The 26,032-nt window shown below is 38.3% G+C and carries 19 protein-coding genes; 5 read left to right on the forward strand and 14 right to left on the reverse strand.

The annotated features are described in order from the left end of the window. Nucleotides 1–653 (forward strand): transposase (locus EGI26_RS03570; RefSeq protein ID WP_255076391.1); only part of this gene is annotated, 653 nt, incomplete at its 5' end. A gap of 71 nt (nucleotides 654–724) precedes the next feature. Here EGI26_RS03570 and EGI26_RS03575 read toward each other — a convergent pair. The 3 genes from EGI26_RS03575 to alaS all read right to left on the reverse strand — a co-directional run bounded on the left by EGI26_RS03575 (nucleotide 725) and on the right by alaS (nucleotide 6,110). Next, complete coding sequence (locus EGI26_RS03575) at nucleotides 725–2,431, reverse strand: GMC oxidoreductase (RefSeq protein WP_255076393.1); 1,707 nt, start codon at nucleotides 2,429–2,431, stop codon at nucleotides 725–727. Between the two features lie 28 nt (nucleotides 2,432–2,459). Continuing rightward, nucleotides 2,460–3,098, reverse strand: a complete 639-nt coding sequence (locus EGI26_RS03580; protein ID WP_255076395.1) for a gluconate 2-dehydrogenase subunit 3 family protein — start codon at nucleotides 3,096–3,098, stop codon at nucleotides 2,460–2,462. Between the two features lie 330 nt (nucleotides 3,099–3,428). Beyond that, a complete protein-coding gene (gene alaS, locus EGI26_RS03585; protein ID WP_255076396.1) occupies nucleotides 3,429–6,110 on the reverse strand; it encodes an alanine--tRNA ligase in 2,682 nt (893 codons plus the stop codon). Nucleotides 6,111–6,243: 133 nt separating this feature from the next. On the opposite strand from alaS, the gene EGI26_RS03590 reads away from it, so the two are divergent. From EGI26_RS03590 to dprA, 3 genes are read left to right on the forward strand one after another with little or no spacing between them, the layout of a single operon-like run. Next, nucleotides 6,244–7,659: a leucine-rich repeat domain-containing protein gene (locus EGI26_RS03590; RefSeq protein WP_255076397.1), complete on the forward strand. Its 1,416-nt coding sequence runs from the start codon at nucleotides 6,244–6,246 to the stop codon at nucleotides 7,657–7,659. Beyond that, nucleotides 7,656–7,967 (forward strand): MerR family transcriptional regulator, encoded by a 312-nt coding sequence (locus tag EGI26_RS03595; RefSeq protein ID WP_255076399.1) that lies wholly within the window; start codon nucleotides 7,656–7,658, stop codon nucleotides 7,965–7,967. Before EGI26_RS03590 ends, EGI26_RS03595 begins: the two co-directional genes overlap by 4 nt. A gap of 4 nt (nucleotides 7,968–7,971) precedes the next feature. Continuing rightward, complete coding sequence (gene dprA, locus EGI26_RS03600) at nucleotides 7,972–9,078, forward strand: DNA-processing protein DprA (RefSeq protein WP_255076401.1); 1,107 nt, start codon at nucleotides 7,972–7,974, stop codon at nucleotides 9,076–9,078. A 1-nt stretch (nucleotide 9,079) separates the two neighbouring features. On the opposite strand, the gene EGI26_RS03605 is transcribed toward dprA, so the two are convergent. Then, on the reverse strand, nucleotides 9,080–9,535 hold the full coding sequence (locus EGI26_RS03605; protein ID WP_255076403.1) for a hypothetical protein: 456 nt from the start codon (nucleotides 9,533–9,535) through the stop codon (nucleotides 9,080–9,082). 175 nt (nucleotides 9,536–9,710) lie between these two features. After that, nucleotides 9,711–10,457 carry a hypothetical protein gene (locus EGI26_RS03610; RefSeq protein ID WP_255076404.1) on the reverse strand — a complete coding sequence of 249 codons (747 nt, stop codon included), beginning with the start codon at nucleotides 10,455–10,457 and terminating at the stop codon, nucleotides 9,711–9,713. Nucleotides 10,458–10,636: 179 nt separating this feature from the next. Between EGI26_RS03610 and uvrB the strand changes: the two genes are divergently transcribed. Then, nucleotides 10,637–12,667: an excinuclease ABC subunit UvrB gene (gene uvrB, locus EGI26_RS03615; RefSeq protein ID WP_255076409.1), complete on the forward strand. Its 2,031-nt coding sequence runs from the start codon at nucleotides 10,637–10,639 to the stop codon at nucleotides 12,665–12,667. Nucleotides 12,668–12,752: 85 nt separating this feature from the next. Here the strand turns inward: uvrB and EGI26_RS03620 are convergent, their stop codons facing one another. The 9 genes from EGI26_RS03620 to EGI26_RS03660 form a co-directional block, all read right to left on the reverse strand. Next, a complete protein-coding gene (locus EGI26_RS03620; protein WP_255076411.1) occupies nucleotides 12,753–14,045 on the reverse strand; it encodes a dienelactone hydrolase in 1,293 nt (430 codons plus the stop codon). 126 nt (nucleotides 14,046–14,171) lie between these two features. Then, on the reverse strand, nucleotides 14,172–14,624 hold the full coding sequence (locus EGI26_RS03625) for a DUF4920 domain-containing protein (protein ID WP_255076414.1): 453 nt from the start codon (nucleotides 14,622–14,624) through the stop codon (nucleotides 14,172–14,174). A 10-nt stretch (nucleotides 14,625–14,634) separates the two neighbouring features. Beyond that, complete coding sequence (locus EGI26_RS03630; RefSeq protein ID WP_255076417.1) at nucleotides 14,635–18,078, reverse strand: gliding motility-associated C-terminal domain-containing protein; 3,444 nt, start codon at nucleotides 18,076–18,078, stop codon at nucleotides 14,635–14,637. A 10-nt stretch (nucleotides 18,079–18,088) separates the two neighbouring features. Continuing rightward, the gene (locus tag EGI26_RS03635; protein WP_255076422.1) at nucleotides 18,089–18,709 is read right to left on the reverse strand and encodes an ATP-binding cassette domain-containing protein; all 621 of its coding nucleotides are present in this window, start codon (nucleotides 18,707–18,709) and stop codon (nucleotides 18,089–18,091) included. Between the two features lie 5 nt (nucleotides 18,710–18,714). Beyond that, nucleotides 18,715–19,506, reverse strand: a complete 792-nt coding sequence (gene lpxA / locus EGI26_RS03640; RefSeq protein WP_255076424.1) for an acyl-ACP--UDP-N-acetylglucosamine O-acyltransferase — start codon at nucleotides 19,504–19,506, stop codon at nucleotides 18,715–18,717. Between the two features lie 6 nt (nucleotides 19,507–19,512). After that, nucleotides 19,513–20,904, reverse strand: a complete 1,392-nt coding sequence (locus tag EGI26_RS03645; RefSeq protein WP_255076425.1) for a bifunctional UDP-3-O-[3-hydroxymyristoyl] N-acetylglucosamine deacetylase/3-hydroxyacyl-ACP dehydratase — start codon at nucleotides 20,902–20,904, stop codon at nucleotides 19,513–19,515. Between the two features lie 8 nt (nucleotides 20,905–20,912). Then, nucleotides 20,913–21,911 (reverse strand): UDP-3-O-(3-hydroxymyristoyl)glucosamine N-acyltransferase, encoded by a 999-nt coding sequence (lpxD, locus tag EGI26_RS03650; protein ID WP_255076426.1) that lies wholly within the window; start codon nucleotides 21,909–21,911, stop codon nucleotides 20,913–20,915. Between the two features lie 30 nt (nucleotides 21,912–21,941). Then, nucleotides 21,942–23,180, reverse strand: coding sequence for an HD domain-containing protein (locus EGI26_RS03655; RefSeq protein WP_255076427.1), 1,239 nt, complete (start codon nucleotides 23,178–23,180; stop codon nucleotides 21,942–21,944). Between the two features lie 412 nt (nucleotides 23,181–23,592). Next, on the reverse strand, nucleotides 23,593–25,884 hold the full coding sequence (locus EGI26_RS03660) for an NADP-dependent malic enzyme (protein WP_255076428.1): 2,292 nt from the start codon (nucleotides 25,882–25,884) through the stop codon (nucleotides 23,593–23,595). Nucleotides 25,885–26,032 lie beyond the last annotated feature (148 nt).

Here is a 26,032-nt window from a genome sequence, read left to right on the forward strand (position 1 = left end):
ATGTCTTACAAAACACTAACCATAAGAATATTTATGTTATTGACAGAGGATTGCAGTCAACACAAACTATGAGCGAGTTTTCTTCTAAGAAAATTGAGTTCGTAGCCAGAGCCAAAGAAAATCGCAAATACGAAGAGCTTTCGTCATTAATAAACTCGAATACCGATTGTGACTTAGGGTCATTAACCTTATTAAAAGATAGTAAGGTCTACCTTTATACAGGAAAACCTATACAAAATAAGAAAGGAAATCTTCATTATAGAGAGGAAATTGTACAGACTCCTTTAAGGTTAATTATGACCGAAAGTAAAAACAATCGAGAGTATAAAATGGCATTTATCACCAATAACTTCGACTTGACGGCAAAGGAAATTACCGATATTTATAAAAAACGTTGGGACATAGAAGTGTTTTTTCGCTTTATAAAACAAGAGCTTAATGTAAGTCATCTGGTTTCACTAAATGAAAATGGAATAAAAGTAATGCTTTACATGACTTTAATAGCAGCAATGCTGATACTTGTATATAAGCATGCCAACAACCTTAGTTATAAAACCGCAAAAAGAAGGTTTAAAATGGAGGTCAGAAACTTGCTGATAAGAGAAATCGTAATCTTATCTGGTGGAAATCCTAATATACACTTTAAAACATAAAAATGGCCGGAATTTCTTCCGACCATGACTACCCCAAGAGGTGGCTTTCAATATTCATAGATTTCAAATCCTTACAAATTCATCTTCTTCAATTCTTTGACAGCATAGTCTGCAGCTCTGGCTGTAAGTGCCATGTAAGTCAATGAAGGGTTTACGCAAGATGCTGATACCATGGCTGCTCCGTCCGTAACGAATACGTTTGGTGCACCCCACACTTGGTTGTTGGCATTCAACACCGAAGTTTTGGCATCTCTACCCATTCTGGCAGTTCCCATTTCATGAATACCAATACCTGGAGCTTTTTCTTTGTCGTGATAAGTCGTCACGTTTTTCACGCCAGCAGCCTCAAGCATATCTTTGGCTTCTTTTTCCATGGCCTCTCTCATTTTCCATTCATTTTTACCCCAAGCCGCATCAAAATTGATAATAGGTAAACCCCATTTGTCTTTTTTGTCGGTAAGCGTAAATTTGTTGGTAGCGTCAGGCAAGGTTTCTCCAAAGCCTTGTATGTTTATATTCCATGGGCCTGGTTTGGTTTGTGCATTTTTAAAACCTGCTCCAAAACCCTGCTCATCTTCTGCTCTTCCTCTTGAAGCTCCGCCTTGATAGCCAAAACCTCTCAAGAAATCACGCTTGTCGTTACCCCAGTTTGTAAAACGTGGAATATAGATGCCGTTGGGCCTTCTTCCATAATAATACATATCGTCAAATCCTTCCCAAGTACCTGAAGCTCCAACGCCCAAATGGTGATCCATTACATTTCTTCCCAATTGGTCAGATGCATTTCCAAGTCCGTTCGGGTGGGTTTTTGATTTTGACTGCATCATAATCCAGGCCGAATTTACAGCTGATGCATTTAAGAATATTATTTTTGCGAAGTATTCAACTTCTTCTTTGGTATTTTGATCAATAGCTTTTACGCCAGTTGCTTTGCCTTTTTCGTCGTCAAAAATTACAGAGTAAACAATTTTGTCGTTTACCAAAGTAAGGTTATTGGTTTTTACTGCTGCTGGTATAGTAGCAGACTGGCTACTGAAATATGCTCCATAAGGACAGCCTCTCATACAACGGTTTCTAAACTGGCATTTACCACGACCAAGAGCGGTTTGTTCCTCAGTAGGAGCAGTCAAATGTGCCACACGACCCACTATGATATGACGACCAGCAAATTTGCTTTCGACACCTTTTTTTACTTCACGCTCAACGCAGTTAAGTTCCATAGCTGGCTGAAAATGGCTGTCTGGCAATACATCCAAGCCTTCTTTTGAGCCACTGATACCTGCAAATTTCTCCACATATTCATACCATGGTGCGAGATCTTTGTAGCGAATGGGCCAGTCAATACCTACGCCTTCTTCCAGATTGGCTGTAAAATCTCTTTCGTTCCATCTGTAACTTTGGCGACCCCATAGCAACGAACGTCCTCCTGTATGATATCCTCTAATCCAATCGAATCTACGGGTTTCTTCATACGGATTGTCTATATCTTTCTCAAAAAAATGTCTGTGCTCTTCATTGGCTGTATAACCCGTTCTTACTCCAGCCCAATAGTCTTTTTTTACTTGATTGTCTGGGCGACCTCTGTGGTCAAATTCCCACGACTCCTTCATGGCAGTAGGGTAATCAGTAACATGCTTTACATCTCTACCTCTATCTATCATCAATACTTTAAGCCCTTTTTCTGTAAGTTCTTTGGCAGCCCAACCTCCTGAAATACCTGTACCAACCACTATAGCATCGTAGGTTACAGACTCTTTTCCTTTACCTTGTAAATTCATTTTTTATTTATAATAGGTTGATTAATAATTAAATAGCATAAGCTTTTTGGCCTGGTTGTAACTTTACACAGCCATCGTATCTGCCAGGAATTGGCACAAAATCCAATGTTTGGGTTGAGCCAGGCTCCGAAGTGAAGAACCCGAACACCGTTAATTCTTTCATCAGATTGAAGAATGGAACTGGCGGCTCTACTTTTTTACTTGTATTTTCTTTGGTCAAACCAGACTCTGTGTCTACTTGTTTGGCTTGTTTTTCAGCACTTTCACTTTCTGCTTTGGCTTTGTCTCGCATGGCAGCTATAACTTGAATCTTCTTGTCAGCAGCCAATGCCACAAAACCTGAGCCTAGTTTTTTCGATTCTATTTCAACGTCTTCCAATCCTTTGATAAAGTGTTGTTGTTGAGCCTCGGTGTAACAGTCTTTCAACATCATCTCTATAAATGGACCCACACCAGCATCTTTTGCTCCTGGCGTGTCTGTTTTGGGAATAATCACCTCGGCTATTTCTGAAACCAAAGCTTGTAAGTCTTTGGTTAGACTAAATGCAGCTCCTGATGCTGCATCTCCTGAAGCTTTGCAGCCATTTAAAATTGCAATCATTGTGGGTGCAGAAACCACTCCTCCCATCATGAGGGCAACCCTTTGTAATGCGTCTCTTCTTTTCAATTTAATAAAATTATAAGGTTGTAAAATAAAATCGCTCCTAAAAATAGTAAGTAAAATCAGGCTTGCAAAGAAAAAACATTCAAATTGTATGTCCTATTTTCTTTATCGAAATAACTTGAAAATATACTTTGTGTCGGCTGCCGCCTGGGCTTTCATTTTTTTTCGAAAAAAAACGAAACAAAAAAAACTGCACCCAGCAAACTCACACAATCAAAATTCTCTTAGTCAGTGCTTTAATAAGAGAGACGTCACTGTAGAGAATTTTGATTGTGTTCAAACAGTGTTGGGCGATATAATGAAACATTTAGTAATTTTTCTTACGATTGTCATTTACCCAAAAATCAACTCTTTTGCTTTGTTTATTGCATTTGTTAATCCTTCTGCATCACTACCGCCTGCTGTGGCAAAGTGTGGTTGTCCACCACCACCGCCTTTCATGGCTTTGGCCGCTTCACGAACGGTATTTCCGGCGTTTAGACCTTTTTCTGATACCAAAGTTTCATCTATCATAACTGCCAAACTTGGCTTTTGGTTTATTACCGTTCCTAAAATCACCACTGCATTTTCCATGTGTTTTTTGAGGTCGTAGGCCAATTGTCTTAGGCTGTCAGCAGATGGTACTTCAACTTTTTCAGCAATAAACATAAGATTACCGCTCTTTTGGATCTTAGCCAAAAGCTCTGTTTTTATTATTTGAAGTTTTTCGTTTTCAAGACTTTCAATTTTCCTTTGCAATTGGTTCTTTTCCTCTATCAAAGTTTCAATGGCTTTTGGTAAATCAACAGCACCCTTGAGTAGGCCTTTTATTTGTTCCAAGGTTTCGCCTTGTGATCGCATCATTTCCAAGGCTTTCTTGCCTGTGATAGCTTCTACACGCCGTACACCAGCAGAAACAGACCCCTCAGAAGTGAATTTGAAAAGACCGATTTCGCCAGTGGCTGGCACGTGCGTACCACCACAAAGTTCAACAGAGAAATTAGGGTCAAAAGTAATAACACGTACGAAATCGCCATATTTTTCACCAAAAGTAGCTGTAGCTCCAAAATTCATCGCTTCGGCTATCGGCACATTGCGTTTTTCATCCAAAGCTATATTTTCTCTGATTTTCTCATTTACGATGTCTTCTATTTGAAGTAATTCCTCGTTGGTCACTTTAGAGAAATGCGAGAAGTCGAAACGGGTAACTTCATCGTTTTGGTACGAACCTCTCTGTACCACATGGCTACCCAACACCTTACGCATAGCAGAAAGCATCAAGTGCGTAGCAGTATGGTTTTTCTCTATATCTTTCCTTCTTTCAGCATCTATTTTGGCAAAAACATTAATAGGAGTTTGGGTTTGTTCCAATACATCCACTATTTTGCTATTTTTTGTAATATGAACAAAAAGATCATTCTCTTTTTTTGTGTCAATCACCTGCAAAGTGTGGTTTTGACCATTCAATTCAAATGAAATAGTACCAATATCACCGACTTGACCACCCATTTCAGCATAAAATGGTGTTTGGTCTAATACGATATGCAATTCGTCACCAGCTTTAGTTTTAACAGAACGGTATTTCATCAATTGAGCTGGTGATTCTTCAAAATCATAACCCAAAAATTCCACTCCATCCACGTCACCAAGTTCTATCCAATCAGCAGCCTCTTTTGTTGCATCTTTGCGGCTTCTGGCTTTTTGCTCAGCCAACGCACTTTTGAAACCTTCTTCGTCTATCGAGAATCCTTTCTCCCGGGCAATAAGTGCAGTTAAATCTACAGGAAAGCCAAAAGTATCTGAAAGTTCGAAAACTGTATTTCCGTCTAATGTTTTGGATTCGATGGTTTTTGAATCTGCAAAAATGTGGTCTAATCTTTTCAGTCCCAATTCCAAAGTTCTCAAGAAAGTTTTTTCTTCTTCCTCTACCACTTTGGTTACAAAATCTACCTGAGCGTGCAATTCCGGGAATACAAACTCGAATTGCGTAGCCAAAACAGGTACCAATTTACAAATGAAAGGTTCTCTGAAATCTAAATAGGAGTAACCATAACGAACCGCTCTTCTCAAAATTCGGCGAATTACATAGCCAGCTTTGGCGTTGGAAGGCAATTGGCCGTCTGCAATGGCAAAACTCACCGCTCTCAAGTGATCTGAGATTACTCGCATGGCCACATCTACGTAGTTATCAGAGCGTAAAGTGCCATTTACACCATATTTTTTGCCTGAAAGTTCCTCAATAACAGATATTGTATTTTGGAAAATATCAGTGTCGTAATTTGATTTTTTACCTTGAATGGCCATGCAAAGACGCTCAAATCCCATTCCGGTATCCACATGTTTGGCTGGTAAAGTCAGCAGCGAGCCGTCTGCTTTACGCTCAAACTGCATGAATACGTTATTCCATATTTCCACCACTTGCGGGTGATCGTTGTTCACCAATTCTTTACCACCAATGATGTCAATTTCTTCCTGGTCTCGTAAATCTATGTGGATTTCAGAGCAAGGACCGCACGGGCCGATGTCTCCCATTTCCCAGAAATTATCTTTTTTGTTGCCTAGAATTATTCTGCTTTCATCTCCAATAATTTCTTTCCAAATATCAAATGCTTCTTGGTCAAAAGGCACGCCGTCTTTTTCATCTCCTTGAAAAACAGACACATAGATTCTGTCTTTGGGTAGTTTATACACTTCTGTCAACAATTCCCACGACCAAGTCAATGCTTCTTTTTTGAAATAATCGCCAAAAGACCAATTGCCCAACATCTCAAACATAGTGTGGTGGTAGGTGTCAAAACCCACTTCTTCCAAGTCATTGTGTTTTCCGCTTACTCGCAAGCATTTTTGGGTATCGGCTATTCTAGATTTTGGCGGAGTGCCATTGCCCAAGAAAAAGTCCTTAAACTGAGCCATCCCTGAGTTGTTAAACATCAAAGTGGGGTCGTTTTTAGCCACCAATGGGGCAGAAGGGACAATTAAGTGGCCTTTTGAAATAAAAAAATCTAAGAATGCTTTCCTGATCTGATGCGAAGTCATATAAAAAGTATATTTATTTCCAATAAAAGAGGTGCAAAATTAGACTTTTTTGGTCATTTAAGGAATAAAATATTGAATATTCTTTTAAAACTAATTATTTAGTTTTAAGTTTATATTCTAAACAAAAATCACAATGAAAACACTACTTGCCTGCATTGCCCTTTCCTTTTTTACGTTTCCAGTTTTTTCTCAGAGAATCATTTTTGTGGAAAGTCAGACAGAGTATGATTTGATGACAAAGCAAAGGTTAAATATTGATATAGATAATCAAATGCTTTCTGGTCTTAGGACAAACAATTTTTTGCTTCAGAGGATTGTTCAAATTGGAATCAAAAAAGATCAAAAATTAGAAAAAATTGAGAATGATGATTTGCTAATAGGCTTCAAAGTTTTCATGAATAAAGAAAACAAGCCAGATAGTTTGAAGTTCTGGTTCGGAGCCTATAATCAAAAAAAATTTGAATTTGGTGGTACTTATGCTTTTGAATACCAGGTAGTTGATGAACATTTTCAAATTGATAATTTCAAGCAAATATTTAAAGAGGCTCTGAAAAATTGTCAGTTTCATTATAATCCAGTTTTGAGATACGAAATAAACGGCAACTTTAAAGTAAATCCGTTTATAACAAAAACTAAAGGTTCAGAGGTTGCAATTAAAAATATTCTAGCTACTAAGGATATTTCTACCAAAGAACTAAAATTGGAGAATTTAGGTCTTAAAAGTCTACCACATGAAATTTATAAATTTAAAGATTTAGTAGAGTTGAATCTTAGTAAAAACGAATTTGAGGCTTTAAAAATAAACGCCAAAAAATTACCAAACCTAAGGCGAATTATACTTACAGATAATTTATTAAGTGAAAGAACATTAACGATAAAGAGGAATAAGAAAATACAAGTTATTAATCTCAGTGATAATTATTTTACGGCCTTCCCTAAGAAAATTCAAAAGAACAGAAGGCTAAAGGAGCTACATCTTGCGAATAATTTTATAAAACAAACTAACAATGTAAGATTTAGAAGATTTGGGAAATTGGAATTTTTGAATTTATACAATAATCAAATATTCCGTTTATCTGAAAACATTGGTAAACTGAAAAACCTCCAAGTTTTGGATTTGTACCATAATAATTTAAAATCACTCCCAGATGGTTTTACGAAGCTAAAGAAACTTGAAACTCTTGCCATTTCTAATAATAATTTATGGGGTATTCCACATAATATGAGCCAATTAATCAGTTTAAAAACAATTTATGCCCATCACAATAAACTCAGTATTTTTGACAGTTTTCCTCCAAATTTGGAATATCTTGATATTGGTTTTAATCTATTAGAAACTGTACCAAAGCATTTGAATTTTGCAATGAAACTCACTTATTTAGATATTTCAAACAACAGAATAAAGTCAGGAGCTGGAGTTTTATCTCAAGTGACAAAGCTAAAAAATGTAGCATTATCGGCCAATGATTTCGAATCTGACCCTACTAAATTTGCAGAACTCCAACAAATAATTGTAGATTTGGAGAAGAAATCGGTTAGCGTCAAATGAAAATATTTTTTAGTACGGAAGAAGTAGCACAACAATTGGAGATTCCAATTACGAGCGTTGATTTTTATGTCCGTACTTTTAGGATTAATATTTTGAAAGTTGGGAAGAATCGAAAATATTCACACACTGACATCGAAAAGCTTCAGAAAATTGTAGATCTGATTCATAAAGAGGGATTTACAATAGAAGGTGCAAAAGAAAAACTGAAACTAAAAGTAGCAAAAGAGACTGTAAACGACGAAGTGATAAACAGACTGAAGGAAATAAAAAAAACCTTAGAATATTTAAAAGTAGGATTAGAACAATAAATCTATGCAAGAAGACTTGGTGTATGAAATTGCCCTAAGTAAAACGGAAGGAATTGGCGGAGTGATGTTTAAGCAATTGCTTAACACCTTTGGAAGTGCCAAGGAAGTTTTCGAAATGCCACCAGCAAAACTCATGAAAGTACCCAATATGGGTAAGTTTACGCTTTCTAAAATCAAAGAAAATCATGAAGCTTTTATAGAAGCCGAAAAGATAGTTGAGCACAGTGTAAAAAATAATATAAGAATAGTAAGCTACAAACAAGACGAATATCCAAAAAAACTCAAGGGGATTTTCGAAGCCCCACCTATTTTGTTTTTTAAGGGAAAGGGCAATTTGGATTTCCCGAAATCATTGGCCATTGTAGGTACAAGGGAGGCCTCGGATTATGGCAAAAAATCTACAGAAGAAATAGTAAGTTCTTTGAAAGAGCATAATGTGCAGATAGTGAGCGGTTTGGCTTATGGAATAGATATTGCTGCACACAAAGCTGCCCTGAAAAATGGATTGTCAACTGTGGCTGTTTTGGCCAATAGTTTGGAGACTGTTTATCCGAGTGCTCATAAAAAAGTTGCACTTGAGATTGAAGAAACTGGATTGCTTATTTCAGAACAACCGTTTGGTACGCTCACAAAACCTTCCTTTTTTGTAGCCAGAAACAGAATTATTGCTGCTTTGGCTGATGCTACAATAGTGGTAGAATCTGCCAGAAAGGGTGGCTCTATGGTTACAGCCGAATATGCAAATAATTATAATAAGGAGGTATTCGCGATACCCGGAGGTATTTTTCAAAAATATTCTGAGGGTCCAAATTATCTAGTTTCGAACAATAAAGCTCAGATATATACCAATATGCAAGATTTTGTAGAATGGATGAAATGGGATGCTGAAAATACTCAAACCAAGAAAACTGAAAAGGCGTTTGACCTTTCAAAATATACTCAGGAGGAAAGTAAAGTGCTTAGCTTGTTAATTCAAAACGGCGAAATGCTGATTGATGATTTAAGTTGGCATTCACAGATTCACCTCAATAAACTGGCTTCTATTTTATTAAATCTTGAATTTGCTGATTTGGTAAAACAAAGTCCAGGTAAAAAGTTTGCACTTCGATAACTTATTTTCTGGCTTTTAATAGTGTTCTAAAACCCCAAGCAAACAAACCCGTAAGCATGAGCAAAATATTATACATCGTAAATCCCCATTTTAGCAGGCTAAAGGATGATGCTAACTTTACCATAAATAGGTTTTGGGCTGGAAAAGCAAACAATAAATACCCTATCGAAATATTTTCGAAAACATCAGCAAAGCCAATCAGAAAAGGAAATACATTGAACAATTGAAAATAGTGATTCCTCGAAAAAGAGTTTCTGAAAAATAAACTGAGCAATAAACTGTAGGAAATACAATAGATGATAGGGTAGAGGATATCGATAAATAGGACATAGACTTTATAGTATGTTATACCTATACCTCCAATCGAAGTCATCAGGTCATAAAACTGATTTGATGTATAACCAAACCTCAACTCCAAAAGTACCTGATTTTGAAGTGGATTGATAAGCGTTTCCATTTTTGGAATTATAAAAACCGCAAAAATCACTTGTGAAAAAAAAGCCAGCAGAATCATCTTTAAACTGGCTGAAGCATGTAAATAGGTTGAAAATCTTCTCAGATTTTTTAACATTCTAACTTTAGGGTATCTAAGAGCAATTTAGGGAAAAAGATATTTATTGGCAATCAATTTTCTAGAAATTCAAACCTAAAGAGAAGCCAAAGTTGGGCTGAACGCCCTCTTTAATTACAAAAGTAGTTAAGGCACTATTGTCGTTTGCTCCATAATACCCGAATGAGTTAACATTTGGAGGGATAATGTCCTTTAACTCTTTTGATTTTTTTTGCGAAATAAATCTGATTCCGCCACCAATATAAGTATCAATATAGAGATTCTGGAATATTGTAAACTGCAAACCAATGTTCATATTGGGCATGACACCAAGGTAGGCGACTCTGCCTGAGTTTTGGTAAAATTTGCTGGTGATGTTGTTGGGTTTCGTAGAATCTGTGAGGTAATAAAAGCTCCCTTTATCATAGTCGTTTACATTGTACTCTACTTTTAGGCCTGGGGAAAGGTATACGCCGAATTTAGATTTGTCGTTGATAAAGCTGTATTTATCACCAGAGAAAAATCCAGGAACGTAAAACCTTCTTTCAATGCTAGCAGTGGCTCCTTGCCACTTAGAGTTTTGTTTGTATGAAGAAACAGATCCGTAATTGTCGTAAATATCATCTTCTCTATTTATATACCTGATGCCTAAGCCAATTACTGTGCTTCTAGTTTTTGATTTATTAAATATCTCTTCTCCAAAATTCATAGAACCAGTTATGAGGCTGAAAGGCTGAAATTTGAAGATTTTCAAAGTTTTTTCTTGAGTTTGTTGAGCCCTTGCTGTTATAGTTGCTAATGTAAAAATTGCGAGTATTAAATTTTTCATATCGTTGTAGTTTTTAATAAAGACCAAATTTATTCTAAAAACGTTGGAATAGTTATGATGTTTCTCATTTTATTAGAAACTTAACTGTGGGTCAAAAAAAAACCAATTTTCTTAGCGTTTTGAGGCTAATTTTTTGTTTAAACCATATTGAAGTATATTTGATAATAATTTTCTGAACTATGAGTTTTTCGCTGATATCTGATTTTAAACCCACTGGGGACCAGCCCCAAGCCATTGAACAATTAGTCAAAGCCATTGAATCGGGCGAAAGATCAAACGTACTTTTGGGGGTAACTGGTAGCGGCAAGACTTTTACGATTGCCAACGTGATTCAGCAAATCGACCGGCCGATTTTGATTTTGAGTCATAACAAAACCCTTGCGGCTCAGCTTTATGGTGAATTCAAGCAGTTTTTTCCAGAAAATGCCGTCGAGTATTTTATTTCTTACTACGATTATTACCAGCCTGAGGCATTTATAGCTTCCACAAATACCTATATAGAAAAAGACCTGATGATCAATCAGGAAATTGACAGGCTACGATTGTCAACGGTTTCTTCATTGATGTCGGGTAGGAGAGATATTGTGGTTATAGCCTCTGTATCATGTATTTATGGTGCTGGAAATCCCAACGAGTTCAAGCAAAGTATTATAAAAGTCGCTGTTGGTGATGTAATTAGTCGCAACAAGTTTTTGTATAAATTGGTAGAAATTCTCTATTCAAGAACCGAAGTAGAGTTCAATAGAGGCACATTTAGGGTAAAGGGTGACACAGTGGATGTGTACCCTGGTTATGCCGATTTTGCCTTTAGGATTATATTTTTTGGGGATGACATCGAGGAAATTCAGATGATAGATGCTAACTCGGGAAAGAAAATAAGGTCTGAGCCCAAAATTGTTATTCCTCCGGCAAATTTATTTGTGACAGGAAAAGAAGTCATGCAAGAATCCATAAAGCTCATTCAGGACGATATGGTGGCTCAAATCAAGTATTTTGAGAGCGAGGGCAGAGTTTTGGAAGCTCAAAGAATACAAGAACGGACGGAGTTTGATTTGGAAATGATGCGGGAATTGGGCTATTGCAGCGGTATAGAAAATTACTCGAGGTATTTCGACAAACGTAAAGCTGGTGAAAGACCCTTTTGTCTTTTGGATTATTTCCCTGAGGATTTTCTTTTGGTGGTGGACGAAAGCCACGTAAGTATGCCGCAAATCAGAGCTATGTATGGTGGAGATAGGTCAAGAAAAACGGCTTTGGTGGAATATGGTTTCAGACTGCCTTCGGCTATGGATAACCGCCCACTGACTTTTCAGGAATTCGAAAGCCTTACACCTCAAACTATTTTTGTAAGTGCCACACCTTCAGACTATGAGCTGAATATGGCTGGTGGGGTAGTGGTAGAGCAAATCATTCGACCCACAGGACTTTTAGATCCTGAGATTGATGTTAGGCCAAGTTTGAACCAAATAGACGACCTTTTGGATGAGATAAACGGCAGAATAAAAAAAGACGAGCGTGTGTTGGTGACAACCCTGACCAAACGCATGGCAGAAGAATTGAGCAAATATTTAGAAAGAGTTGGTATAAAAGGACGCTACATTCACTCCGAAATCAAGACCATGGAACGGGTGGAGATTTTGCGAGAATTGCGTCTCGGCGTTATCGATGTTTTGGTGGGTGTAAACCTTTTGAGAGAAGGTTTAGATTTGCCCGAGGTGTCTTTGGTAGCCATTATGGATGCAGATAAAGAAGGTTTTTTGAGAGATATTCGTTCATTGATTCAAACTATTGGTAGGGCCGCAAGGAACTCCAACGGCAAAGTGATTATGTACGCCGATCGTATGACTGGTTCTATGCAAAAGGCTATAGATGAAACCAATAGGCGTAGAATTATACAAATAGAATACAATGAAGCCAACGGAATCACGCCAACAACCATTCTGAAAAGCAAGGAGGCCATTATGGAGCAAACTTCTATTGCTGATTTCAAGCCTTCCACCAAAGGCTATTATGTGGAGCCTGAAAGAATTAATTTGGCGGCAGATCCAATTATGGCTTACATGGGCAAACCCCAGTTGGAAATTCTTCTCAAAGAAGCGAAAACCAAAATGGAAAAAGCAGCCTCAGAGCTTGATTTCCTTCAAGCAGCCAGATTCAGAGATGAGATGAACCAGTTGAAAGATAGGTTAGGGGAGTTGGAGAAGGTATAAAAAAACACGGATTCCCGAAAAGAAATCCGTGTAAATCAACGTTTTCGAAGGAATCAGTGTCATCAGCGTGCCATAAAAATGGAACTCATTTACCTTCAGGCATAGCATGCAAAAGTTCCAAGCCAACTGACGAACGAGGTTTAAAACCTTCCCAAGTTTTTGTGTTAGAATCCTGAGGTAAATTCAAATATTTACCGAAATCTTTTTGCTTCAAATGAATGCCCAAAAACGCTGTAACGAAGTGTTGATTGATGTTGTTGATGCGTTTTTCGTTCCAAGAAGGCTCCGCATATCTGTAATATTCATCTATGTGTAAACCCGGTTTAAGTGACTCCGCTGGCGGTGGATTTGGAGCAACATTGTGACGGGCATTCATGTAGGTAAGCATATATCTGTCAGTATTTACAGCACCATTATAAATGGCTTTAATGCCTTTTTCATATCCAGAAATATCGTCCTGACTTCCAGCAAAAAAGAAAGTTGGGATTTTTAGTCCTTTTAAACTTTCAGCATCCCAAACACCACGTTCCATTCCCCAAGGAGCAAATGCAACCACTGCTTTTATTCTAGAATCTAGACTTGCTTTGTATTCTTCATTTGAGCCCAATCTTGTCACTAAGGCTGTACTTCCGCCCGTCAAAGCACCGAATAGTTTTAGAGAATTGTCGCTGTATCCTGCCCCTGCAGCATTCAAAACGCCGTATCCACCCATAGAATAGCCTATTAAAGCTGTATTGTCTGCATCAAGTATTCCTGATAGGAAATCTTTCTTTTTGCCAAATTCTGCCATTTGGTTTAATACAAAAAGTACATCTTTTGAGCGATTCAATAAGGTACTCGGAAAACCTGCAGCATCTCTAAAAGTAGATTCAGCATGATCAATTGCCGCAACTATATAGCCTTTTGAGGCCAAGTTTTCGGTTAAATAAGTCAAAAGTAACCTTGAACCCAAATACCCATGAGAGACAATTACTAACGGAAATTTTCCATCTGAAATTACAGGTTTGGCATCTCTCAAAGCTCTTCCTTGAAAGGTAAACGGAATCAAGGGCCTCTTTGGATCGTTCGAAGAACCCATTACCTCGTCATAAAAGACTAATTCTTTTTCTTCAGAGCCTAAATTTGCAGGATACCAAACCTCTACTTTCAATTTTCTATCGTAAAATGCCGATTCTGTTCCTTTGGATTTAAGGATGTCCAATTGATTTGTATTTGTGAACTCGATTGTTTTTACTCCAACTTTATAATCACCGCGAGCAGATAAAAGAGGTGAATCGGGTAAGGCATCGCCATAGATAAATTCGGTATTTTGCGAAAAAGAGGAAAAGGCAATGAACAGTGCAACTGCCAAATTAAGCAAAGCGTATTGTTTTTTCATTTAAGGTTTTTTATGGAAGGTTTGAATCTTTAACAAATCTACACAAGTATTGTTTATTTTAGGGCTAAAGCAAAAAAATAACCCACTCAGTGTTCACTGAATGGGTTATTTGAATTCTTAATTAACTTAATTTTTTGGTACCAAAACACCATCAGCAATAAAAGTCAACTCGGTTTTAGGTGATGTGATTTTCGCAATTTCTTCTTTCGACTTGCCTGCATCTTCTGCATAGTGTTGAAGTTCGGCCACACTGGTGGTTTTTACGGAAGGAATTCCCTCAAATATTACTTTTTTGCCTGCAATGTCTTTGGGTACAAAAAAACCATAATCCTTAAAAGTAACTCTCATAGTTTGACCATCGGCCGTTTTAATTTTCATCCAACAGCCGGCAGCTTGGCATACTGACTCTACTTCTCCCTCAATTTTTACGGCTTTTGCATCAAACTCGGTTTTACCTTTCAATGCCGTTGCTTCTGATGAGCCGCTCGGTTTAATTTTCTTTCCAAAAGCATCGTATTTTTGTCCAAAAGCGATGCTCGTTAAACTCAAGAATAGAATTGTGATTAATAAGTTTTTCATTTTTTGTTGATTAATTTAGAACCTCGAGCCATCCTTTACAGACTTGGCCGTTGGGTATTGTTATTAAATAATAATACGTTCCAGCATTGGTTTTATTTCCCCAGTCGTTTTGATAGTTGAAATCTTCGAATATTTTTTTTCCCCAAGTGTTAAAAATCTGTAAAGCACTTGGGGGATATCCAACTACAAAAGTATCATTTTTTTTGTCATTGTTGGGTGTAATTACGTTCGGAATTATTCCGTCATAAGTTTTTAGATCAAGGTTTCTGGTTGTTTCAAAAGCACAGCCCGCATTGCTTAAACCTTTTAAAGTCAGGGTAGTATTCAGGTTTGTTCTTACTGAAAAATTAGAAATGTCTGATGTTTCAGGACTTTCGCCAACTTTCCAAATATAACTCGTAGCACCTGTGCTTTTATTATTGAAAACTATCTCAGAAGGCTTATAGCAAGCAAATTTATATTCAAAGTCAAAATCGAGTTTTACACTTTCATCCACTGTAACTGTTACCGTTTTTTGCGGATTGCAGCCGTCAGAATAGAATGCTTTTACAGTATAAGTGCTTGTTTTGTTGGGTTTTATGCTAATGCTGGCCTTGGTTGAGTCAGAAATCCCTTCGCCAGACCATACAAATCTTTCTGCCAATCCTGAGGCATTTAGACCAATGGCATTTCCTTTGCAAACAGTAGCATTATTTGTAGCTCCGAAGTCTGTTTTGGTATTTTCGACACTTACTTTTATCTCTTTTTTGATGCTGCACTCTTGGTTTGAGATTTCAACAGTGAAAATTTGGGTGTTTTGAACTTTAGTAGTTACACTATCCTTTGTGGAGTTTGGGAAAAATTGACTTGGAGACCATTTGTATGTTTTTCCGCCAGAGGCATTCATAAAAACCTGTGCACCAGGACAAATAGTGGTGTCGTTAGAAACGTGATGATTAAAAGACTTTACTTTTAAGGTTCTGAAAGTAGAATCTACAGCTTTGCAGGTTACTTTATTATAGGCCACTAGTTTTATTTTATATTGACCAGAATCCGTGAAAGTGTAGTTGATATTTTCTCCTGTTGATATTTTTGAATTATTGACATACCATTCAAAGGTTTCTCCGCCAATTGAATTATTGTCGAAGTCTATTTTCGTTGGTGCACATATTTCTCCTGGATTCAACATGGAGCCATCTTTTAAGTCAAATTTTGCGTTCAGAGCATCCAAATTAAACTTAAATGCCGCCATGTTGCAATTGCCATTTCTATGGTTAGGCTCGGCCGCATTTTTCAATGGAAATTCTACAAAACCAAATGCCTTGCACACGCATGCCGAGTGATAGATTGTACCATTTTTGTCAAAACGACAGGTTCCGCCATCTAAATGGTCACCACGCTCTTCGTCTGCATTGGTTGGAGGAGTGGACCCAAAATAAGTGGCATAAAGCAGTGATTTAAAGCCTTTTTCAAAAATGGCAAAATAGTAATTACTTCCTGAGGTCGTTTTTTTGAAGGCATTTTCTGTGATAGGAAGCCCTTTGGTGGTACTGTTTTTATTATAGCCGTTCTCAGAGTTTACTCGACCGCCCCAACCAGATACATATATATTACCGCAATCATTAACCATGAACGCCGTTGGTACTAGGTCGACAGTTCCGAAGGAACGTCCAGTGCCGAATATGGATGAAAATCTAGAAGCTGTTAAATTGTTTGACAATACTTGCACAAACTGCCCACTCTTTGCATTCTGATAAACCCCACTGGTCACTGGATATTCGCCTAGAGTTGAGCCTAAAGTATAAACATTCCCATCTAAATCTAGGTCAATGAGCTGTGCTAGGTCACCTTTAGACGTGCCGATGAAAGTCGATGCCGTCAGTCTTTGATTCTCTATCTTTATAATAAAGCCCTCTGAGTCACCACCAAAGGATTTTCTAAAACCTTGACCCACCATAGGGAAATCTTTACTGAGCGTTACGCCGCATACATATATGTTGCTCGCTTTGTCTACCCTAATTCCGTAAGCTGCATCATAGTTGTTTCCACCAATAAAGGTGCTGTATAGTAGATAGTTACAGTATTTGTTGAGTTTGAAAACTACTGCGTCGTAAGCAGACTTTTTTGTTTGTGTTGGGTTATGAACCGGAAAATTTGCCGAAGTACTCACACTGGCTACGTAGATATTGTCGGCGTTGTCTACATACACTTCACCCCTGAATTCATCGCCATAATTTTGGATTTCTAATGCCCTAAAGTCATGAATACCGTCGTTTTCGGTTCCGCCAACGAAAGTCGAACCCAATAGTCTATCCCCATTCTCAGAAAGTACAGTTACGAAAATATCTGTTCCTGAAAAAAAAGCAATGTTGGAGGTGATGGGCGGGCCGTTAAGCAAAGTGCCACCGTTGAAGGTGCGGTCAAACGAAGCATCTGTCATTGGGAATGTTGTGGATGAGGTTGTTCCGAAAAGCACCAGCTCGTCTTTTGAATTAACTATCAAGCTATGAGGAACTTCAGATTCGTTTCCACCTAAAAAGGTAGAGTAAAGAATATCCTTGCCATCCTCTGAGTATTTCACAATCACGATATCTGTTCTGTAGCCCACATCGTTTTGAGTGGTGGTTCCTCCCGATTTTGGTTGATAGGCACTCAAGGAAACTGGGAAATTTACGCCGAAAACAGTACCAGCGGCATAAGTATTTCCTTTAGAATCATAAGTGGCCGTATGAGACCAATTGTCTGACAATGAACCTGAGTAGGTACTAAAAACCAGTTCGGGGTCTATAATAAGTTCTTGATTATGGTTGTATTCCGCCAGTTGAAAGGAAATATAATCATCGGTTATTTTAAAACTCGACTTTACAGGTTTTTTCCGGTTATTAGTACTTTGGTAAGTGAAAGGCTGGAATTCTTTGATAATACCAAAGTTGGTTTTGAGAATCAATTCATTTTTTTGAATCAGTGTTTCATTGGCACCAAGGTATTTGAATTTGATTTGACTGGCATCAGCTCCGGGTTTCACAATATACTCATATTTAAGCGATTGATCCGCAGAATACATCCTAAAATCAATACCGTCGAAAACATTTTCAAGTAAAATTTCTTCAAAGGCAGGCACGTTCGACTTCCATTCATCTTTATTTTGACCAATAAAAAAGTTAAAAGTCTGAGCCACAGCCTTTTCTTTTTTAGAGGAATGGCAAGTGTTTTTAAATTCTAAACTGATATTTTGGGTAGAAAATGATTTCTTAGCTTGCCTATTCGATGAAAAGTGTGGAGAATTTTCGGCTTCGTAGAGCTGATAGACCAAGCCTTTTTGAGTAATCCAAAGCTGTCCCGAAGGAATAGAAGTGCGATAAAGCACCTCAGAAGGCCATTGACCTTGGTTTTTTATAAAAATATACGCAGAGGCAACAGATTGAATAACAATCCAAAACACAAGAAATAAGAGTAAGCGTCTCGCAAGAGCCATCTGAATGCCATTATTTTTTGAAATTTAGGATATTTAGGTGGTTTTTGCAAAAAATATATTCTTTAGGTTCGTTTGAAGATACGATTACAATTTTGTTTTCGATGGCTTTTTCTACCTGTGAGATGTACCAATCAAATCCGTTTTGGTCGAGGTTGGAAGTAGGTTCGTCTAGCAACAGAATTTCGGTTTGACTATAGAAAGCCAAACCAAGCTTCAGTTTTTGACGCATGCCCGAAGAGAAATTCTTTACTGGTTTGTCTTTATGCTTTTCTAATTCTATTATCTGCAAAAACTCAGCTGTGCTTAAACCTTCCTGAAAAGGCTTAAATTTGACATGAAAGTTTACAGACTCTGCTAGCGTAAATTCTTCTATAAGTTCGAGATAAGGTGCTGAAAATGACAACAACTCGTGCCAGTTTTCGTCTGGAATCGCTTTTGCTTGGTTGGTGTATGTTACTTTTCCTTCATTTATTGGAATAGCCCCGGCCAAGGCCTGCATCAGTGTTGATTTCCCTGAGCCATTTGGCCCAATGATGGCAATAGGTTCGTTTTTTGAAAACTCAAAGCTCAGATTACGAAATATCCATTCGTTTTTAAACTTCTTGCCAATATTTTCTAGGGAAATTTTCAACAAAATTAGTCGATGTTTTTAGCAATTCCGGACTTTATGATTCCTCGCTCTGAGGTTCTTACAAAATTTAAGATTTCGTCTCTTTCAGCGGTTGCCGGAAATTCCAACTCTACCAAGGCAATAGCATCGGAATTGTTAAGTCCTCGAAGGTATATGTATCTGTAAATATTCTGAATCTCTGATATTTTTTCGTCGGAGTATCCTCTTCTTCTTAATCCCACAGAGTTAATGCCTGCGTAAGAAAGTGGCTCTCTGGCTGCTTTAATAAATGGAGGAACGTCTTTTCTTATTTGCGAGCAACCTCCAATGTAGGCATGGTTGCCGATTTTTACAAACTGTTGTACTGCTGACATGCCACCGATGTTTGCGAAGTCACCCACTGTAATATGACCAGCTAATTGTACGGCATTCGCCAAGATGACGTTGTTGCCTACTATGCAGTCATGAGCTATGTGCGTATAAGCCATTATTAGACAGTTAGAACCTATTTCAGTGCGGTGTTTGTCTGCAGTTCCTCTGTTCACGGTCACGCATTCCCTTATAGTGGTATTGTCACCAATGATGGTAACGGTGTTTTCACCTTTGAATTTTAAATCTTGTGGAACGGCAGAAATAACTGCTCCAGGGAATATTTTACAGTTTTTGCCTATTCTTGCTCCCTCCATAATGATGACATGTGAGCCTATCCAAGTACCTTCGCCTATCTCCACATCTTTATGGATTACAGCAAAGGGTTCTATCACTACGTTTTGAGCAATTTTCGCGTCTGAATGTACGTAAGCCAACGGCTGATTCATATATTATTAATTGGATTTCTTTACTAATCTTGCGGTCATGTCCACCGAACACACCATGTTTTTTCCGACCCAAGCTTCTCCATGCATTTTGGCTACTCCCATTCTGATGGGTGCCAAAAGAGAGCATCTTATCACTAACGAATCGCCCGGCAAAACATTTTTATAAAACCTGCAATTTTCAATTCCTACCAAATAAGGCCAGTATTTTTCTGGTTCACCTGTTGAAGTAAGCACCAAAACGCCACCTGTTTGAGCTATGGCCTCAACTTGCAAAACACCCGGCATCACTGGGTTATCAGGGAAATGACCCGTAAACTGCGGCTCATTCATCGTGATGTTTTTTATTCCTACCACAGTAGTCCCATCCAATGACATTATCTTGTCTACTAACTGAAACGGATAACGGTGGGGTAAAAGTTTCGCTATATCTAATACGTTTAAAACGGGCTCTGCGTTGGCATCGAAATACGGGGCAGCACTACTTTTTGCTGCAATTTGTTTTTTTATGAGTTTAGCTAGCTCAACATTAGAGGCATGACCAGGCCTTGCGGCCAAAATGTGGGCTTTCAATGGACGGCCAATAAGAGCCAAATCTCCCATTAAATCCAGTAGTTTGTGTCTGGCTGGTTCATTGTTAAACTTCAATTTTTCGTCGTTCAATATTCCAGCTCTTCCGTCACTTTCTAATTCTTTATTAAGTAAAATAGACAAGTCTTTTATGTTACCATCTGTCAAATCGGTTTCAGAAATTACAACGGCATTGGTTAAATCACCTCCTTTTATAAGGCCTTGCTTAGCAAGGAAATCAAGTTCGTGAACAAATACGAATGTTCTACATGGGGCTATTTGTTCTTTATAAAGGCTGATTTCGTGCAATTGAGCATGCTGACTATGAAGTATTTGAGAGTTAAAATCCACCATTACTGTCAGACGGTAATCGTCTAATGGCAATGCCGCCAATTCTATACTTTTATCATCGTTTTTGAAATGAACTGCCTCTGGCACAGAGAAATAATTTCTCAAAGCATTTTGCTCGGTCGGAGTCGCAAATTCAATGAGCTCGAGGAAAGGCAATGCGGACCCATCCAAAATAGGTAGTTCTGGGCCATCTATTTCTATCAAAATATTATCTATTTGAGATCCCGCCAAAGCCGACATTAAATGCTCTATGGTGCCTACACGTCCTCCATCTTTTTCTATAACCGTGCTTCTACTGGTATCTACTACGTAGTCTACCAAAGCTGGAACTAAGGGTTTGTTCTCTAAATCAACACGTTGGAAAACAATTCCGTGATTGATGGCGGCTGGTTTAAGCGTAACATTTACTAACTCACCTGTATGTAGTCCTTTACCAGCAATACTCACTGATTCGGCAATGGTGTGTTGTTTTAAATTCATATCGATATTTATTTTTTCAAATTATCATTTAATCTCCTCAAATTGACCAAAAGCTTCAAGTGGTCTTTTATAGGCAAAAGAGGCCTGCCTGAATAAGCTCCTTTGGGTTCGGTAATGTTTTTTCCTACGCCACTTTGAGCACCTATTTGTGTGCCGTCGGCTATTTTTAGGTGTCCTGCAAAACCCACTTGTCCTCCTATAACACAAGATTTTCCTATTTTTGTGGAGCCCGCCACACCTGTTTGAGCAGCAATTACCGTATTTTCTCCCACCTCCACATTATGGCCAATCTGTACCATATTGTCGATTTTTACGCCATTGCATATTTTTGTAGAACCCATGGTAGCCCTATCTATGGTAGCGTTGGCTCCTATGCTTACGTTGTTTTCTATGATCACGTTGCCCAGTTGCGGAACATCTTGATAGACACCGCTGGCATCTGGCACAAATCCAAATCCATCGGCTCCGATTACGGCTCCAGCATGAATAACGCAATTATCACCTACCTCACAATCTTGGTATATTTTTACACCTGGATGAATAATGGTATTCTTTCCAATTTTTACGTTTTTGCCTATAAATACTTGGGGAAAAATTTGACTATTTTCACCAATAGAAGCACCAGATGACACAAAACTGAATGGGCCAATATAAATATTTTTACCAATGACGGCATCTTTGGCTATGGAAGTCATGGAGTCGATTCCCTCAGCTGAATTTTGAGACAGTTTTTTGTATTCGGCCATTAGCGTGCTGATGGCCAAATATGGGTCTTCTACTAAAATTAGATTGGTTTGGATGGGCTCTTTAGGTTCGAAATCTTTAGCGACCAAAACCGCACTAGAGGCTGTTTGATATATATAATTTTCGTATTTTGGATTAGCCAAGAAAGAAATACAGCCGGGTTTTCCTTCTTCTATTTTGGCAAAATTATGTATTAGTGTATCTCCGTCTCCCTTTACTTCACCCCCTAAAAGATGAGCTATTTGTGTTATCGAAAACTCCATTAATGATAAATGAGATGATGTAAATGGCCTTTAAAACGATGGTAAATATACGTCATTGGCATAACAAATATAATTTTTTTTGACAATATTACTCATAGCCTTGATGGTCGGTAAGTCAGAAGCTTCAGAAACATCCAATATATTCCCATTTTTCATTAGAATCTTTATATTGTCGTTTTGTGAAGCATAGCCACTGTTGCTAATTTGCCCCTTTTTATAAAAGTACTTTTGGAGGTTTTTCGGTATCTTATTGTCCTCAAAAGTTTGTAGAACATTTACCTCTAATCCTTCTGTTTTTAGACCAACTTCTAGTTTTATTTTGAACAAATTTCGATGGGTTATGTTTTGACTCAAATTTGCCAAAACAGGGTCACTGTGGTGCTGCCAAGTTTTGAGGGCATACCAAATGTCTACATCGTCGAGGTTTACAAAATGTTGTAAAAGCGAGCCGTCGTTCTCAAAATCTTCTCTGCTTATATTTCTGTTAAAAAATACTTGGAGGTGTTTTGGTATGTCTACGAAAATGTTTTCTTTCAAGAGGTCTTTTACCCTTTCAAATATTTTCAAGACCATGGTTTCGGAGCAAACAGAGGTTTTGTGAAGATAAACTTGCCAATACATCAGTCGACGTGCCACCAAGAAGTTTTCTACACTTAAAAGCCCTTTTTCTTCTACTACCAATTGGTTATCAACTACATGGAGCATTTTTATTATACGTTCGGCCCCAATGTTTCCTTCTGCCACGCCCGTGTAAAAACTGTCACGATTGAGGTAATCCATCCTGTCCATATCAAGCTGACTAGAAATGAGTTGATGGAAAAAACTACGGTCATAAGTACCTTTAAACATCTCAATGGCCAAAGTGAGTTTGCCTTCAAACTGACGATTGAGGTCTTCCATGAGCAATTCTGAAATGGCTTCGTGGTTGACATTTTTGAGAATGGCGTATTCCAAAACATGCGAAAATGGCCCATGACCAATATCGTGCAACAAAATGGCCACCAAAGCAGCTTCACGCTCTACTTCCATTATCATCAGGCCTTTAGATTGAAGCGTATTCAGGGCTTCGTTCATCAGATGCATAGCTCCTAAAGCATGCTGAAAACGTGAATGAAAGGCTCCGGGATAAACCAACTCCGCCATGCCCAACTGTTTTATTCTCCGGAGACGCTGAAAATAAGGGTGTTGCACAATCTCAAATATAAAATCAGACGGTATGGTTATAAAGCCATAAATGGGGTCGTTGAATATTTTGCGTTTGTTTGTCAAAATGTTTTTGGAATGATGAATTGCAAATGCATAACAATGCGTTTGGGTCACAAAGTTCTTGAAAAAAAAACAAGGGTTCTAATATTTTTGTTTTTTGTGGTACTGGACCAGACTTTTAATTTGAAATTCTCTTTGAGTTTGTTTATTATACAGAAAATTATAACTTGGTCAAAGGTTATATTTTATTGGTCCTTCAATAAAAACTAAATGCAACTGTTAAACATTGAAGGGTGTATTGAGATAAATAGGTTTGACATGCTGAAAAAAGGATACCACGGGAAAGCTGTTTATCACAGATTTTCAAGCTTAATCCGTGTCAAATCCATAAAATCCATGTGCTAATAACCACAATCGCAAAAAAATGACAGCCCCCAAATGAAGACTGTCGTTCAAAATACAAATCACAAAAAAATTATTTCTTCACGGCATCTACCACCGAAATGGCCGTTTGGTTCACGATTTCTCTCACTGAGGCACCTAATTGTAATACTTGAACTGGTTTTTTGAGTCCCATCAATAGCGGGCCAATTTTCTCAATTCCTGCTACTTCTTTCAGCAAGTTGTAGGCGATATTGGCCGAAGAAAGATTCGGGAATATCAAAGTATTGGCTGGGCCGTCTGCCAAGTCTGAGAATGGATGATTTTCTTTTAGCAACTCGGTGTCAAATGCCAAGTGGGCTTGCATTTCTCCGTCTACTACCATTCCAGGGTGTTTCTGCTTGAGTATTTCTACCGCTTTACGCATCTTGATAGGAGCGGGGCCTTCTGGTACCGAACCGAAATTGGAGTAAGTAACCAAAGCAATTCTAGGTTTGATATTGAATTTCTCTACTTCTTTGGCGGCCAATTCCGTAATTTCTACCAACTCGTCTATGGTTGGGTCAAAATTGATGGTAGCATCTGCCAAAAATAATGGCCCTTTTTTGGTCATTAAAATATACATACTCGATATCTTCTTCACGCCTTTTTCTGGCCCAATAATCTGAAGAGCCGGACGAATGGTATCTGGATAGTTTCTTGTAAGACCGCCTATCATAGTATCTGCCAAACCCGTTTCTACCATCAGTGAGGCATAGTAACTTCTGCGAGTCACAAAGTTCATGGCGTCAGGTTTGGTCAACCCCTTTCTTTTTCGCTTATCAAAAAACAAGTCTGCAAATTCTGCCAATCTGGTTTTCTCAGATTCGTTTTTGCTTTCTTTAGGATCTATGATGTCGATGTCTTCTGGAAGAGAAATGCTATTTTCTTCTAAAATACTCATTATCAGCTTTCTATTTCCCAAAAGTATCGGGTAGGCTATTTTTTCTTGTATTACCTGCTGAATGGCCTTGAGTACGGTAAGGTTTTCGGCGTCGGCATATACCACTCTTTTCGGGTTCTTTTTGGCTTTGGTCATGATGGCCTTTGTTAGGGTATTGTCCAAGCCAAGTCTTTTAGAAAGTTGGTTTTCGTAGGCATCCCAGTCTGTAATCGCAAATTTGGCAACTCCGGTTTCCATGGCGGCTTTGGCCACCGCTGGGGCTACTGAAGTAAGCAATCGCGGGTCTACAGGCTTTGGAATGATGTAGTTTCTGCCAAAACTCAAGTTGGCTTCACTGTAGGCCATGTTCACAATATCCGGCACGGGTTTTTTAGCCAAAGCAGCCAAAGCTCTTACGGCTGCCAACTTCATCTCCTCGTTTATTTCGCTGGCCCTTACGTCTAAGGCTCCCCTAAAAATGTACGGAAAACCCAAAACGTTGTTCACTTGGTTGGGATAGTCCGAACGGCCTGTGGCTACAATAATATCTTCACGGGCATCCATGGCGTCGTCATAAGATATTTCTGGCGTTGGGTTGGCCAAAGCGAAAACTATACAATCTTTTGCCATGGTTTTCACCATTTCTTTAGACAGAACATTGCCCTTCGAAAGTCCCACAAACACATCGGCTCCATTGATGGCTTGTGCTAAAGTGGTTTCGATAGGCATGTTGTTGTTAGCAAATTCTATCTTTTTGCCGTCCAAGTTTGTTCTGTCTGGGTGTATAAGTCCTTTGGAGTCAAACATAAAGATATTCTCTTTTTTTGCACCTAAGGCATTATAAAGTCTTGTGCAAGAAATGGCCGAAGCTCCTGCACCATTAATGATGATTTTGGCTTTCGTAATGTCTTTCTCAACCAATTCTAAAGCATTGAGCAAAGAAGCAGACGAAATAATGGCCGTTCCATGCTGGTCGTCGTGCATCACAGGTATATTCAACTCTTTCTTGAGCCTTTCTTCTATTTCGAAACATTCTGGAGCAGAAATGTCCTCAAGATTGACACCTCCAAAAGTAGGCTCCATTATTTTGACAGTACGAACGAATTCGTCCACATCCTTGGTGTTGAGTTCGATATCAAAAACGTCTATGTCTGCATAGATTTTGAAAAGTAGCCCTTTCCCCTCCATCACTGGTTTTCCTGCCATGGCACCGATATCACCAAGACCCAAAACGGCTGTTCCGTTACTGATTACGGCCACAAGGTTGCCTTTAGCGGTGTATTTGTATGCGTCTTCAGGGTTGGCTTGTATGGCCAAACATGGCTCTGCCACCCCCGGAGAGTAGGCCAAAGATAAATCTCTTTGGTTGGCGTATTCTTTTGTAGGCACTACTTCTATTTTGCCAGGCCTGCCTTTGGCATGATATTCAAGAGCTTCTTCGTTAAGCGTTTTGTCGTTGTTCATATAAAAATAAATTCAGTTTTCGAGTGCTAAACTAAGCATCAAATGGCGAAATGCATCTATGTTTTGGTTAAAAATATAGGACGAAAAGTCGAAATGAGCAGAATAATATTTGGTATTGTGATATAATTATTATGGATAGTTTGTTTTC

Source organism: Lacihabitans sp. CCS-44 (assembly GCF_024343735.1).
GTDB lineage: Bacteria > Bacteroidota > Bacteroidia > Cytophagales > Spirosomataceae > Leadbetterella.